Source organism: Clostridium tyrobutyricum, assembly GCF_019144085.1.
GTDB classification, from domain to species: Bacteria; Bacillota; Clostridia; order Clostridiales; family Clostridiaceae; genus Clostridium_B; species Clostridium_B tyrobutyricum_A.
Window position 1 is genome coordinate 1 of the sequence record NZ_JAHHUY010000033.1, and the last position, 15,693, is coordinate 15,693.

General features: G+C 33.4%; 13 protein-coding genes. All 13 read left to right on the forward strand.

Annotated features, from left to right (window positions below):
• Positions 1-37 precede the first annotated feature (37 nt).
• The 13 genes from KM800_RS12475 to ssnA all read left to right on the forward strand — a co-directional run bounded on the left by KM800_RS12475 (position 38) and on the right by ssnA (position 15,691).
• Positions 38-1,165: a BMP family ABC transporter substrate-binding protein gene (locus KM800_RS12475; protein ID WP_217813381.1), complete on the forward strand. Its 1,128-nt coding sequence runs from the start codon at positions 38-40 to the stop codon at positions 1,163-1,165.
• Positions 1,166-1,642: 477 nt separating this feature from the next.
• The gene (locus tag KM800_RS12480; protein ID WP_217813382.1) at positions 1,643-2,770 is read left to right on the forward strand and encodes a BMP family ABC transporter substrate-binding protein; all 1,128 of its coding nucleotides are present in this window, start codon (positions 1,643-1,645) and stop codon (positions 2,768-2,770) included.
• A 17-nt stretch (positions 2,771-2,787) separates the two neighbouring features.
• Positions 2,788-4,326: an ABC transporter ATP-binding protein gene (locus KM800_RS12485; RefSeq protein WP_217813383.1), complete on the forward strand. Its 1,539-nt coding sequence runs from the start codon at positions 2,788-2,790 to the stop codon at positions 4,324-4,326.
• Positions 4,307-5,395: an ABC transporter permease gene (locus KM800_RS12490; RefSeq protein WP_217813384.1), complete on the forward strand. Its 1,089-nt coding sequence runs from the start codon at positions 4,307-4,309 to the stop codon at positions 5,393-5,395. The genes KM800_RS12485 and KM800_RS12490 overlap by 20 nt, the downstream gene beginning before the upstream one ends.
• A gap of 3 nt (positions 5,396-5,398) precedes the next feature.
• The gene (locus KM800_RS12495) at positions 5,399-6,328 is read left to right on the forward strand and encodes an ABC transporter permease (protein WP_217813385.1); all 930 of its coding nucleotides are present in this window, start codon (positions 5,399-5,401) and stop codon (positions 6,326-6,328) included.
• Positions 6,329-6,340: 12 nt separating this feature from the next.
• Positions 6,341-7,405, forward strand: a complete 1,065-nt coding sequence (locus tag KM800_RS12500; protein WP_217813386.1) for an XdhC family aldehyde oxidoreductase maturation factor — start codon at positions 6,341-6,343, stop codon at positions 7,403-7,405.
• 14 nt (positions 7,406-7,419) lie between these two features.
• A complete protein-coding gene (locus KM800_RS12505; protein ID WP_217813387.1) occupies positions 7,420-8,445 on the forward strand; it encodes a molybdopterin-binding protein in 1,026 nt (341 codons plus the stop codon).
• Between the two features lie 5 nt (positions 8,446-8,450).
• A complete protein-coding gene (gene moaC, locus KM800_RS12510) occupies positions 8,451-8,930 on the forward strand; it encodes a cyclic pyranopterin monophosphate synthase MoaC (protein WP_217813388.1) in 480 nt (159 codons plus the stop codon).
• Between the two features lie 19 nt (positions 8,931-8,949).
• Positions 8,950-10,173 carry a diaminopropionate ammonia-lyase gene (gene dpaL / locus KM800_RS12515; RefSeq protein ID WP_217813403.1) on the forward strand — a complete coding sequence of 408 codons (1,224 nt, stop codon included), beginning with the start codon at positions 8,950-8,952 and terminating at the stop codon, positions 10,171-10,173.
• Positions 10,166-11,752 carry an N-acyl-D-amino-acid deacylase family protein gene (locus tag KM800_RS12520; RefSeq protein ID WP_217813389.1) on the forward strand — a complete coding sequence of 529 codons (1,587 nt, stop codon included), beginning with the start codon at positions 10,166-10,168 and terminating at the stop codon, positions 11,750-11,752. Before dpaL ends, KM800_RS12520 begins: the two co-directional genes overlap by 8 nt.
• A gap of 19 nt (positions 11,753-11,771) precedes the next feature.
• Entirely contained in the window at positions 11,772-12,956 is a 1,185-nt protein-coding gene (locus KM800_RS12525) for a YgeY family selenium metabolism-linked hydrolase (RefSeq protein ID WP_217813390.1), read from the forward strand.
• Positions 12,956-14,338 carry a dihydropyrimidinase gene (hydA, locus tag KM800_RS12530; RefSeq protein WP_217813391.1) on the forward strand — a complete coding sequence of 461 codons (1,383 nt, stop codon included), beginning with the start codon at positions 12,956-12,958 and terminating at the stop codon, positions 14,336-14,338. Before KM800_RS12525 ends, hydA begins: the two co-directional genes overlap by 1 nt.
• 24 nt (positions 14,339-14,362) lie before the next feature.
• Complete coding sequence (ssnA, locus tag KM800_RS12535) at positions 14,363-15,691, forward strand: putative aminohydrolase SsnA (protein WP_217813392.1); 1,329 nt, start codon at positions 14,363-14,365, stop codon at positions 15,689-15,691.
• Positions 15,692-15,693 lie beyond the last annotated feature (2 nt).

A 15,693-nucleotide genomic window follows, 5' to 3' on the forward strand; every position in this document is an offset into this window, starting at 1 on the left:
AATTTAATAATATATTATTAAATTGGGGGGACTATCTATGAAAAAGAAAAAAATACTTACATTTTTACTTATGCTTGTTGTTATCACAGGACTGTTTGCAGGGTGTTCGTCATCCAAGACAAGTTCTACAGGAATAACTACTACTTCACAGGGTAAAAAAATAGATAAGGACAAGATTAAAGTTGGATTTATCTATCTTGCAGCTGTAGGTGACGGTGGATGGAATGATGCACACAATGATGGGAGACTGGCTCTTGAGAAGATGGGAATAAAAACTATTTACAAGGAAAACGTGCCTGAGTCACAGAAAGTACAGACAGTTATAGAGGACATGATAAACCAGGGATGCAATGTAATTATTGGTACAAGTTTTGGATATATGGATTATATGTATAAGGAAGCACAGAAGCATCCGGATATAATATTCTTACATAATACTGGATACAAGACGGCAGACAATATGGGAGTGTATATTGGAAGATTGTATGAAGCAACTTATCTAAGTGGTATAGTAGCTGGAATGAAAACAAAGACAAACAAAATAGGTGTAGTAGCGTCTATGCCAATACCAGAACTATATAGACAAATCAATGCATTTGCTTTAGGAGTGCAATCAGTAAATAAAAAAGCTGTAGTAAATGTGAAATGGACTCACACATGGTATGATCCTGCAAAAGAAAAAGAGGCAGGCAAAGCACTTGTTGATCAGGGAAATGATGTTATAAGTGAAGAACAGGATACTACATCAGCATTGGATGCTGCCCAAGAAAAGGGGCTTGCAGGTATAGGATTTGACAGGGACAAGAAAAATGCAGATCCAAAGATGTATATGACTGCACCTGTTTATAACTGGAGTGTATATTACAAAGAACAGATCAATGACTTAATTGCTGGAAAGTGGAAATCACAGAGTTGGTTGAAAGGTCTTGAATCAGGAGTTGTTGATCTTGCACCAATCAGAGATCAAAGTGCACCAGCAGGAGCAAAAGAAGCTGTAGCAAAAGCCAAGGCAGATATAAGTTCGGGTAAATTGAAGGTATATGCAGGCCCTATTAAAGATCAAAAAGGTGAATTGAAAGTTAAAGCCGGACAATCGCTAGATGATGCTTATCTTCAAAAAATAGACTGGTTTGTACAAGGAATAAATGGAGCAAATGAAAAATAAAAATGTCAATGATAAAAATGCTAGAATAAATATTTCTAGCATTTTTATTATAAATTTTTTACATTTATGAAATTTAAAGATACAAAAAATGCTTTTTCAGAAAATAAAGAAAAACATCGATAAGATTGATAACTAATGAAAATCATATTTAAATATGTAAAAAAATGATATAATCATATAAATATATACGTTATCATAAGATTTATCATATATAAATCAAAAAATATTAATAAATTTGTATTTTATCTATTGCATTATTTTAAATTCGCAATTATAATACTTATTATAATAATAATTTATTATAATAATATATTATTATAACAATAATGATAATTTTATTAAAATTATTCTATAAAAACATAAAAATACTTAATACTTATTAATAATATGATTGTATATTACATGTACTTAAAAAATTTGTTGCATGAAATCAATAGTAATATAAAATTCATATTAAATATCAAGGGGGACCTAATAATGAAAAAGAAGAGAATACTTGTATTTTTACTTGCACTCGTTGTTATTACAGGATTATTTGCAGGATGTTCATCGTCAAAGACAAGCTCTACCGGAGTAACTACTACTTCGCAAGGTAAAAAGATAGATAAGGACAAGATTAAAGTTGGATTTATCTATAGTGGAAGTTTAGGTGATGGTGGATGGGTTGATGCCCACAATGATGGAAGACTGGCTATTGAAAAGATGGGAATAAAGACTATATACAAGGAAAATGTACCTGAATCACAGAAAGTACAACCTGTTATAGAAGATATGATCAGCCAGGGATGTAATGTAATTATAGCTGCAAGTTTTGGATATATGGACTATGTATACCAGGAAGCAAAAAAACATCCAGACATAATATTCCTACATAATGCAGGATACAAGACAGCAGACAATATGGGAGCATATTTTGCTAAATACTATCAAGCAACATATTTAAGTGGTATACTTGCTGGAATGAAAACAAAGACAAACAAAATAGGTGTGGTAGGATCTATGCCAATACCAGAGTTATATAGGCAAATCGATGCTTTTGCATTAGGAGTACAATCTGTAAATAAAAAAGCTGTAGTAAATGTAAAATGGACTCATACATGGTATGATCCTGCAAAGGAAAAGGAAGCAGGAAAGGCACTCGTTGACCAGGGAAATGACGTTATAAGTGAAGAACAAAATACTACATCAGCATTGGATCCAGCTCAAGAGAAGGGACTTGCAGGTATAGGATTTGACAGGGACAAGAAAAATGCAGATCCAAAGATGTATATGACTGCACCTATTTATCACTGGGATGTATACTACAAGGAACAGATGAACGATATCATAGCAGGAAAGTGGAAATCTCAAAAATGGTTGAAAGGTCTTGAATCAGGAGCTGTTGACCTTGCACCAATTAGGAAGGAAAGTGCACCTGCAGGAGGAGAAGCAGCTGTAGCAAAAGCAAAGGAAGATATAATTTCAGGTAAATTGAAGATATTTGAAGGACCTATTAAAGATCAAAAAGGTGAATTGAAAGTTAAGCAAGGACAAGTTTTAGATGATGCTTATCTTGAAAAGATAGATTGGTTTGTACAAGGAATAAATGGTGTAAATGAAAAATAGGAAGGAAGTGTATCCTTTTGAATAAAGAATGTTATTTAAGCATGAAAAATATAACTAAAAAGTTTGGCGATGTTGTTGCAAACAATAATATTAATTTTAATGTTAAAGGTGGAGAAATACATGCACTGTTAGGAGAAAATGGTGCAGGAAAGAGTACTCTTATGAACATGTTGTCAGGAATTTATATTCCTGATGGCGGTTCAATTTTTATACATGGCAGGGAAGCTAGGTTCAAATCACCTACCGATGCTATAAAATCTGGTATAGGAATGATATATCAACATTTTAAACTTATAGAGTCCATGACTGCCATACAAAATATTCTTTTGGGAAATAAAAAGAAATTCTTCTTGAATTATGACCAGGAATTGAAAAAAATTCAGAAGATACAAGATAAATATGGCTTTGATGTGGATTTAAACAAATATGTTTATGATATGTCTGTAGGAGAGAGAGAAAATCTTGAAATATTAAAAGTATTATGCAGAGGTGCTGATATTCTTATTTTGGATGAACCAACAGCAGTATTTACTCCCCAGGAAACTAAAAAGTTATTTGATTTGATGAACAGAATGAAAAAAGAAGGATGTTCCATTATCTTTATAACTCACAAACTGGATGAAGTTATGGAGGTAGCAGATAGTATTACCATACTTAGAAAAGGTGAATCTGTTGAAACTGTAAAAAAAGAAGATACTACACCTAAGGAATTAGTGGATAAAATGATAGGGTATCATGTAGATCTGGCAATAAAAAGGTCAAATACAACTATTGGAAAAACTATTTTGAAAGTTTCAGATTTGAATTTAGTAAATGATTCGAACATTTCTGTACTTAAAAATATAAATTTTGAGATACATGAGGGTGAAGTAGTAGGTATTGCAGGAATTTCAGGGTGTGGGCAAAAGGAACTCTGCGAAGCTATAGCTGGAGTTACAAAAATATCAAGTGGTAAAATTGAGTTCGAAGGAAAAGATATAACCTGTAAAGATAGTGCAAAGCTTGCAAAAGAAAATATGGGAATAGGTTTTGTACCTGAAGATAGACTTGGCATGGGACTAGTAGGAGCCATGGATATGGTAGACAATGTCCTTTTAAAACATTATAAGGACAAAAAAGGTTATATTTTAAAGAAAGATGATATGGAAAAGGAATCCCAGAAGATTAAAGATGATCTGGATGTAAAAACTCCAAACATACATTATCCAATCAAAAATCTATCTGGAGGAAATATACAGAAAATACTTTTAGGAAGAGAACTTGGGTTAAATCCTAAACTACTTTTAATGGGATATCCTGTAAGAGGCCTTGATATAAATACATGCTATACTATTTACAATCTGGTAAATAAAGAAAAAGAGAAGGGTACAGGAGTACTGTTTGTTGGAGAAGATTTGGACATACTATTGAATCTATGTGACAGAATCATAGTTATGCATTCAGGTGAAATAACAGGAAATTTTGAAAGTGAGAAAGCTACAAAGGAAATTATCGGTTATAAAATGCTTGGTAATAATTACAAAGGTGATGAAGTTTATGAAAATGAAATTTGTTAAAAGACAGGACATAAGTAAAAAACAAGAAGTATCTATAAGAATAATTGCTATAGTACTGGCTTTTATTGTAATGGGGATTTTATTTGTAACACTTAAGTGCAATCCGATAGCAGTTTACATTTCCATGTTTAAGGGGGCATTTGGAAGTGCAAATTCAATAAGACAGACTATAGTTGCAGCAATACCACTTGGAATCACTGCACTTGGAATTACAGTAGCCCTTAAACTTAAATACTATAATATAGGCGGTGAAGGACAGATAATAATGGGAGGATTTGGAGCAGCTCTTGTTGCATTTCACTTTCCGAATATGCCAATGCCGGCACTTATTGCTTTGATGTTTTTAAGTGGAGCGTTATTCAGTGGAATATGGGGATTTATACCTGGTTTCTTTAGAGTAAAGTGGAGAGCAAATGAAACTATAACAACACTTATGATGAACTATATTGCATTAAAATTTATAACATACCTTCAATATGGACCTTGGAAAGATCCGGGTTCCCTGGGATTTCCCAAAATGCCTAATTTTTCTCTCAATGCGGTTTTACCAAGTGTTTTCGGAATTCATATTGGATGGATAATTTTAATAGTACTTGCAGTATTTGTAGCTGTATTTTTGAATCATACTAAAACAGGCTATGAGATTTCTGTAATTGGTGAAAGTGAAAATACTGCTAAATATGCAGGAATGAATATAAAGAGAACTACTCTTATTGCAATAGTATTAAGTGCTGTATTTTGTGGAATAACAGGAGTAATACAGGCTTCAGCAGTAGAACAGACTCTATCTACTGAAATAACGGGAGGCGTTGGATATACAGGAATAATAATAGCATGGATAGCAAATTTAAATCCTGTTATAAGTATTGTAGTATCAGTTTTATTTGCAGCACTTTTACAGGGCGGATCATTTATCCAGACAGCATTTGGTATACCTGATTCAGTATCATCACTACTTCAGGCGGTAATTTTATTCTTTGTACTTGGAAGCGAATTCTTCATTAGATATAGATTTTCAAAAGGCGAAGAAAATAATGAAGAAAAAAATAAAGTCGTAAATGAGGTGTAAATAATGGATGCAGTAATTAGTTTTTTAGCAGCAGCTGTAGTTGCAGGAACTCCTCTTCTTTTTGCAACACTAGGAGAAATTCTAACTGAAAAGGCAGGAAACTTAAACCTTGGAGTTGAGGGATTGATGCTTATGGGTGCAGTTATGGGATTTAGTATAGGATATAAAACCGGAAATCCTGGAATGGCCATTTTGGCAGCAATGATAGCAGGAGCACTTGGCGTACTTATATATACTGTTTTAACAGTTAATTTAAGAGCAAATCAGACGGTTTCAGGATTGGCTATATCCATATTTGGTACTGGATTTTCAAATTTTGTAGGCAGAAATATAGTTGGCAAAAACGTACCAGCTCATGTTAGTCAATTTTTTCAACCTTTAAATATACCGGGACTTTCACATATACCGTTTATCGGACCTATTTTTTTCAAACAGGATGTTTTAGTATATCTTGGATATATAGCTGCAATTGTTATGGGAATTTATTTTTACAGAACCTATAGAGGATTAAATCTTAAGGCTGTAGGAGAAAATCCAGCTGCAGCAGATGCAGCTAGTATAAATGTAAATCTGTATAAATATGTACATATACTCATTGGAGGAGCACTTTGTGGTCTTGGTGGTGCATATTTATCACTAGCTTATGTTCCAAGTTGGCAGGATAATGTTACAGCAGGAAGAGGATGGATTGCAGTAGCATTGGTAGTATTTGCAGCATGGAATCCATATAAAGCTATTTTTGCATCATATCTCTTTGGCGGACTTGATATAATAAGCTTTAGAATGAAAAATATGATTGTTTCACAGTATTTTATAGATATGCTTCCTTATATAGTGACTATTGCAATACTTGTGTTTGTATATATGAAGAAATCAAACAAAAATGCTCCACCTAAATCACTTGGTACCCCTTACTTTAGGGAAGAACGTTAAGGAGAGGATTATATGAATGATATTTATAAAAATATTTATAAATATTTAACTCAGGATAAATCAATTTTAACAGCTACAATATATACCAGCGAGGGATCATCTCCAAGAACTTCGGGAGCTAAAATGATTATTTTCAAGGACAAAAGTATTTATGGAACTATTGGGGGTGGAAGACTTGAAGCACAGGTTATAGAAGCTTCTTCAAAGGTATTTGAGAAAAAAGAGAATTTGGTAATGAAATTTGATTTAAATGGAGTACGTGATACGGATATGATATGTGGAGGAGAAGTTGAAGTTATTATTGAATATCTGTCTAGTAAAAACACTGAATGTATTGAACTCTATAGAGAAGTCACAAACTCTATTAACAGCTTAAAGTCCTGCTATATAGTAACTTCAATTGATACTGAAATTAATAGTGTAAAATATGATTTGTACAGAGATGGTAAATTTATTTTTAATAAATTTACACATAATAAATATGTATATAATATAATTGAGGATAATTTAAGAAAGCTTAAATCTGTTAAAATCAATAACGAATTAATTATTGTAGAACCAGTTTTGGTAAAGGAGAATGTATTTATATTTGGAGCAGGACATGTATCACAGCAAATTGCAAAATTAACCAGCATGGTTGATTTTAATACAATTGTAATAGATGATAGAGCTGAATTTGCAAACAAGAATAAATTTCCTGAAGCGGACAAAATACTAGTCCTGGATGACTTTAAAAATTGTATGGATAGTTTGGATATAGATGATAGAAGCTATATTATAATAGTTACACGCGGACATAAAAGTGATTTGATAGTTCTGAAACAGGCACTAAAGACCAGGGCTTACTATATTGGCGGTATGGGAAGCAAGAGAAAAAAACTAGAATTTTTCAACAAATTAAAGGATGATGGATTTGATGATAAGGCTCTAGGCAGGATATTTATTCCGATTGGAATTGAAATAGGATCTGAAACTCCAGAAGAAATTGCAGTAAGTATTGTGGCTGAATTGATACAGAAAAGATCTCAAAATATAGAATTACATAGTTCTTTTGCTATAAATGACAAGACATTATAGTCGAGGTGAATTTTATGAAAAAGATAAAAGCGAAGGATGCTGTAGGAATGTCTATATGTCACGATATGACTAGAATTATACCTGGCAAGTCTAAAGGTGTTGCTTTTAAAAAGGGTCATATAATAACGGAAGACGATTTAAGCATACTTGAAAAGATGGGCAAGGAAAATATATATGTATATGAAGACAAACCAGGTTTTATACATGAGGATGATAGTGCCCTAAGGATTGGAAATGCCATATGTAATAGTAGAGAATTTGATTTTAGTGATATCAAAGAGGGAAAGCTTAATATACACTCCAAAAGATCTGGACTTATTAAGATAGACAGGGAAAAATTATATGAACTAAATAGAATTGAAGATATATCAATAACTACTGTATATGATAATATAATAGTTTCAGAAGGTGAAAAAATTGCATCATGTAGAATAATACCAATGTTTACTAAAAAGATAAACATAAAAAAACTTGAAGGTATATGCAGCTTTGGAAAGTTATTTTCTGTAAAGCCATTTTTAAAGAAAAAAATACATCTTATTATTACTGGAAATGAAGTATTTAAAGGACTTATTGAAGATGCATTTTACGATACATTGAAACCTAAAATTGAATATTACGGGAGCAGTATAGTTAGAACTTTAAAGCTTCCTGATGATGATAAATTAATTGAAAGTCAGATTATAAGATCTGTGGAACAAGGAGCGGATATAGTCATTTGTACAGGTGGAATGTCTGTAGATGAAGATGATTTGACTCCAATTTCTATAATTAGAGCATCTAATGAAGTTATTACACATGGAGCTCCAGTTCAACCAGGAAATATGTTTATGCTTGCATATAGAAATAAAATTCCTATAGTAGGTATACCAACAGCTGCAATATACAACAAGATAACTTTATTTGACAAAGTATTACCTATGTTGTTGTGTAATGAAAAACCTGACAGGGATTTCTTTATAAAATTGTCACTTGGAGGATTGTGTAGATCATGCAGTGAATGTCATTATCCAAACTGTACTTACTGTAAAGGAAGGTGATTCAATTGAATTTAACTCATATAAATGATCAGGGAAGAGCTAAGATGGTTGATGTAAGTTCTAAGGGTGAAACTGAAAGAAGTGCTGCAGCAGTAGGGCACGTATTCATGAAAAGTGAAACTTTGAATAGAATAAAAAATGGAAGTATAAAAAAAGGAGATGTATTGGCTGTAGCACAAGTAGCTGGTATAATGGCTGCAAAAAATACATCCAATATAATACCTATGTGCCATCCAATTTTTATTTCCGGTTGTGATATAGAATTCTCCATGAATTTTGATGACAACTCAATTAAAATAAAATCCACAGTGAAAAATACAGGACAGACAGGTGTTGAAATGGAAGCATTAACTGCAGTTTCAGCTGCAGCTCTAACTATATATGATATGTGCAAAGCTATTGACAGGGGGATGGTTGTCAAAGATATAATGCTCATGAAAAAAAGTGGAGGGAAATCTGGGGTATTTGAAAGAAAAATTAAATAAGAGAGAGGACTCGATAACTATGTTAAGTGAAATAAAATTTAAGTATAATCCCAATTCAGGAGATAAAATATCAGATATAAGCAATACGGATTTCTTGTCTAAAGAGTCTATCGGTACTGTAAGAAAATTCTTTGAAACATTTCCAAATTACAAAGTTACACCACTTCACAGCTTGAATAATTTAGCAAAATATCTTGGAATAGATAAAATTTACATTAAGGATGAATCAAAAAGATTTGGCTTAAATGCTTTTAAATCATTGGGAGGCGCTTATGCAGTTAGCAATTGTATTTGTGAAAAACTTGGTATTGATATAGAAGATGCAAGTTTTGAAATGCTTAAATCAAAAGAAATAAAAGATAAAATAGGAGACATAACTTTTGTAACTGCAACTGATGGAAATCATGGTAGAGGAGTAGCATGGGCAGCTAAAAATTTTGGATACAAATCCATAGTATATATGCCTAAGGGATCTGCCAAAGACAGACTTGAAAATATAAGAAAAGAAGGCGCAGAAGCAAGTATAACAGATATGAATTATGATGATGCTGTAAGATATGCCAAAAGTGTAGCAGACAAAATAGGTGGAATCATGGTTCAGGATACTGCATGGGATGGATATGAACATATTCCCACATGGATAATGCAGGGATATACTACTATAACCGATGAAATAATTTCGCAGCTTCAAGATATGGGAGCTGAAAAGCCAACTCATGTATTTCTTCAGGCAGGAGTTGGATCTTTCGCAGGATCAATACTTGGATACTTTACTAATCTTTACAGAGAAGACAGACCTATATCTATTATAGTAGAGCCAAATACAGCAGCATGCATTTTTAAATCAGCATCAAGCGGAGATGGTAAAATTCATCCTGTAACAGGGGATATGGAAACCATTATGGCAGGACTTGCATGCGGTGAACCTAATACTATTTCATGGAAAATACTCAGAGACTATGCAAATGCATATGTTTCCTGTGGAGATTATGTATCTGCAAGAGGTATGAGGATACTTGGAAATCCATTACCAGGCGATGATCAGGTAATATCAGGTGAATCAGGAGCAGTTGGAATGGGACTTTTAAGTCTTATACTCCAAAGAGAAAAGTTCAAGGATGTCAAAGAAAAATTAAAGCTTGACAGCAACTCGAAAGTCTTGATCATAAGTACTGAAGGAGATACATATCCAGATGGATATAGAGAAGTAGTATGGGATGGGAGATGTCCAAGCTATGAGTAGTGTACTTATAAAAAATGGGATTATTGTAGATGGAACAGGTTCATCACAATATAAAGCGGACATTGTAATTAAAAATGAAATTATAAGTTGCATAGGAAAGAATATAGGAGGCAAATTTGATACTGTAATAGATGCAAATGGAAAAGTTGTATGTCCTGGTTTTATAGATACTCACAGTCATTCAGACGTACAGATACTTCTTGACCCATATGTGGAACCAAAAGTTAGACAGGGTATAACTACTGAGGTACTGGGACAGGATGGAGTGTCTACAGCACCTATACCTGAAAAATACATAAGTCCATGGAGAAAAAATATAGCCGGACTTGATGGCGACAGTACCAAGCTTAAATGGGATTGGAAAGATACCAAAGGATATTTGAAACTTCTTGAAAAAAATAAAACTGCAACAAATGTATCTTATCTTGTTCCACATGGAAATATAAGAATGGAAGCTGTAGGTCTTGAAAATAGGCCATTGACCAGGGAAGACATTCAAAAGATGAAAGACATAACCGAAAGAGAATTGAAGGAAGGAGCTATAGGTATTTCCTCGGGACTTATATATATGCCATGTGCATACAGTGAAGTAAATGAATTAATAGAGATTTGCAAGGTGGCGGCAGAGCAGGACAAGATATTTGTAGTTCATCAGAGAAGTGAAGCTGATGATATAGTAAATTCCATGAAGGAAATAATAAAAATTGGAAGGGAAAGTGGAGTCAAGATTCATTTTTCACATTTCAAAGTATGTGGAAAGAAAAATTGGGATAAGGTTGACAAGATGGCGGAACTTCTAGATGAGGCTGAAAAGGAAGGATTAAGGGTATCCTATGATCAGTATCCATACTCTGCAGGAAGTACAATGCTTGGTGTGGTTCTTCCTGGATGGGTTCACGATGGTGGAACTGATAAATTACTTAAAAGATTGGAAGATAATGATCTTAGAAAGAAAATGATTGACGATATAAAAAATGGAATTCCAGGATGGGATAATTTCATAGATTTTGCTGGCTTTGAGAACATATATGTTACTAGTGTAAAGACAGACAAGAACAAAGATTGTATAGGAAAAAATCTTGTGGAAATTGCAGATATGAGAAATAGAGATCCTTATAATGCTACTTTTGATTTACTGTATGAAGAGGAAAATGCAGTAGGTATGTATGATTATTACGGAACAGAAGAACATGTAATAAAATTTCTAAAGAGAAGAGAGCAGAATGTGTGCACGGATGGTCTGCTTGCAGGAAAGCCGCATCCAAGAGTTTATGGAACCTTTCCAAGAATACTTGGAAGATATGTAAGAGAGAAGAAAGTGCTTACGCTTGAAGGTGCAATATACAAGATGACTTACAAGGCTGCAAAGACATTCAACATAAAGGACAGAGGAGTTCTACAGGTTGGCAAAAAGGCCGATGTTGTAATATTTTCACCAGATACTGTAATTGACAAGAGTACATTTATTGATCCTGAACAGTATCCAGAAGGAATAGATACAGTAATTATAAATGGAAATGTTGTACTTGACAATGGAAAAAGAAGCAAAGATCTAAGTGGAAGCGTAATAAGAATTTAATATTTCAGGGGGTATAAAGATGTTATCGGAAGAGAGAAAAAATGAAACAGTAGAATTGTGTAGAAAGCTTATAAGTACTAGAAGTTATTCAGGGGAAGAAAATGGAGTTGCAGATGTTATAAAAAGTGCATTTGAAAACATGGGCTTTGATGATTTTTTTATAGATGATTATGGAAATATAATAGGACATATAAAAGGTGAAGAAAGTGGAAAATCCATATTGTTTGACGGTCATATGGATACTGTACCTGTAATTGATGAAAGTGAATGGAAATACCCTCCTTTTGCTGCTGAAATCCATGAAGGAAAGATGTATGGAAGGGGAACTTCTGACATGAAAGGTGCACTTTGTGCCATGATATGTGCAGTTTCTTATTTTGCAAAAGATATTAAAAGAAAGTTTAAAGGTGATATATACATTGCAGGAGTTGTTCATGAAGAGTGTTTCGAAGGGGTTGCTTCAAGAAAGATAAGTGCAAGAGTAAAACCTGATTATGTAGTAATAGGAGAAGCATCAAACTGTAATTTGAAAATAGGTCAGAGAGGAAGAGCGGAAATCTTAGTTGAAACTTTTGGAAAACCTGCTCATTCAGCAAATCCTGAAAAGGGAATAAATGCAGTTTATAAAATGAATAAACTAATAGAAGCTATACGAAAACTTAAACTCAGCACTCATCCTTTCCTTGGAGATGGAATACTTGAACTTACAGATATAAAATCATCCCCATATCCAGGAGCATCCGTAGTTCCAGATTACTGCAGGGCAACTTTTGACAGAAGACTTCTGGTAGGAGAAACAAGAGAAAGTATTTTAAAGCCTATACAGGATATTATTAAAAAACTTGAAGGCGAAGATGCCGAATTTAAAGCTAAAGTAAGTTTCTCGAAGGGAAAAGAAAGATGCTATACAGGTAATGAAATTGAAGGAGAAAGATTTTTCCCTGGATGGTTGTATGATAGAAAAGATGAATTTGTTGAAAAAGCATACAATGGCCTTAAAAAGGCTGGAATAGATCCGGAAATAACTCATTATTCTTTCTGCACAAACGGAAGTCACTATGCAGGTGAGGCGGGAATAAAGACCATAGGTTTTGGACCATCCAAGGAAAACCTGGCTCATACAGTAAATGAATATATTGAAATATCGCAACTTACAAAGGCTGTGGAAGGATATTATACAATTGTCAAAGAGGTGCTTTCCTAATGTCAACCATAATAAAAAATGGTAATATAGCGACTTCTGAGAAGTTGTTGAAAGGTGACATATATATCGAAGATGGAATAATTGTAGATATAGGAGAAAATATACAAAGAGATTCAGACAATATAATTGATGCTTCAAATATGTATGTAGTTCCAGGTGGTGTAGATGTGCATACCCACCTGAATCTTCATACAGGAAGTGCAGTTGCCGTAGACGATTTTTATACGGGTACGGTGGCTGCGGCCTTTGGCGGAACTACATCCATTGTAGATCATATTGGTTTTGGGCCTCAAGGCTGCAGTTTAAAACATCAAATTGATGTATATCATGGATATGCAGATAATAAGGCAGTAGTCGACTATGGATTTCATGGAGTCATACAGCATGTAGATGATCATATAATCAATGAAATGAAATATATAGTTGAGAAAGAAGGAGTAACCAGTTTTAAAATATACCTTACATATGATTTCAAACTTGAGGATCAGGACATTTTAAGGACAATGAAGAGATTGGGAGAACTTGGTGCAGTTACTGCCGTTCACTGTGAAAATGATGGAATATTGAATTATTTTAGAAATTTCTATTTGAGCAGAGAAATGAAATCACCTATATATCATGCACTTAGCAGGCCTGAAGAGGCAGAAGAGGAAGCAGTGAATAGAATGATTACACTGGCATCTCTTGCAGGAAATGCACCACTTTATATAGTTCATGATTCTACAGCAAAGGCTGCCAAATTAATAGAAAATGCAAAGAAAAACAAAAGGAATGTATTTGGAGAAACATGTCCACAATATCTTTTCCTGGATGAAACTCTTTATAACAAACCTGATAATGAAGGACTTAAATACATAATGAGTCCACCTCTTAGAAAGAAATTCAATCAGGATATTCTTTGGAAATACATTGAAAATGGTACATTGGATGTAGTTGCTACAGATCATTGTCCTTTTAATTTCAATAAAGAAAAACAATATGGAATAGGTGACTTTAGTAAATGCCCAAATGGAGCACCTGGAATTGAAACCAGATTACCACTACTTTTTTCAGAAGGGGTTATGAAGAAGAGGATAAGTATTAATAAATTTGTTGATATAACAAGTACAAAACCTGCAAAGATATTTGGACTTTATCCTAAAAAAGGAGATATAAAAATAGGCTCGGATGCTGATATAGTCATTATAGATCCAAAGAAGAATATGACTATAAAAAATGATATGCTTCATGAAAATGTGGATTATACATGTTATGAGAACTTTGAACTTCAAGGTTATCCTGTAATAACCATGTCAAGAGGAGAAGTCATAGTAGAAAATGGACAATTCAAAGGCAAAAAAGGAAGAGGAAAATTTATTAGAAGAAAAATTCCAAACTGTTAACTGAAAAAAGGTTGGTGCTAAAAGATGCTTGTAAAAAATGGGAGTGTACTTAAATTTGACAAATACAACACCATAGTAAAAAATGGTGCTGTTTATATAAAAGATGGAATAATACAAGAAGTTGGACCAAGCCAACAGCTTGAACATAAATATGAGCATGAAGAGCAAATTGATGCTGGAGGAAATTACATAATGCCTGGAATGGTTTGTTCTCATTTTCATACCTATAGTGCTTTTTCACGTGGAATGAATATTGGAGGAGATCCATCAAAAAATTTTCTTCAAATACTTCAAAATCTCTGGTGGAGATTGGATAAAAAATTGTCCATGGAAGATATATATTACAGTGGACTTGTATCAGCTATTGAAGCAGTTAAACATGGAACTACATCTATTGTAGATCATCACTGCAGTCCGTATGCCTGTAGAGGCAGCTTGAATGAACTGAGCAGGGCTTTTGAAAGTATTGGAGTAAGAGGAAATTACTGCTATGAAGTGTCTGAAAGAGATGGAATGGAAATAGCAGAAGAAGGACTTAAGGAGAACTATGACTTTATAAAAAGATGTAGAGAAAATAAAAACAGTTTGATAACCGGATCTTTTGGAGTTCATGCAGCTTTTACAGTTTCTGATGAAACTTTTAAAAGGGCAGTTGAAATGCAGAGGGAGCTTGGATGTGGATTTCATATTCATGTATCTGAAGGTATGGCAGATGAAGATATAAATCAATACAGATATAGGAAAAGTGTAGTTAAAAGACTCTATGATCTTGGGGTTTTAGGAGAAAAAACCATAGCCGTTCATGGAGTAAATATAGATAAGGATGATATTGAAATATTAAAGAATAGTGATACTATGGTGGTTCACAATCCTGAATCCAATATGAATAATGCAGTAGGACTTCCAGATGTAAGCTACATGCTTGATAGAGGAGTACTTGTAGGATTTGGTACAGATGGATTTACTACAGACATGTTTAGAGAAATCCAAACTGCTTATGTAGTCCATAAGATGATAAAAAAAGATCCTTCGGCAATGGGATTGGATTCTATTGAAAAAATGGCATTTTACAATAATGGTGAAATAATAAACAGACTTTTTGGAAAGCCTGCAGGTGCTATAGAAAAGGGATGTTTTGGAGATGTGATAATAGTGGATTACAAAGATTATACACCTGTATCAGGAGATAATATATTAGGTCATCTGGTGTTTGGGATGGGTGCCTCCAATGTAGTATCTACTATTATAAATGGAAAGATAATAATGGAAAATAGAAAATTGAAGAACATAGATGAAGATAAGATTATAACAAAAGCACGTAGTTTATCTGAAAAGTTGTGGAAAAGAATTTAAGG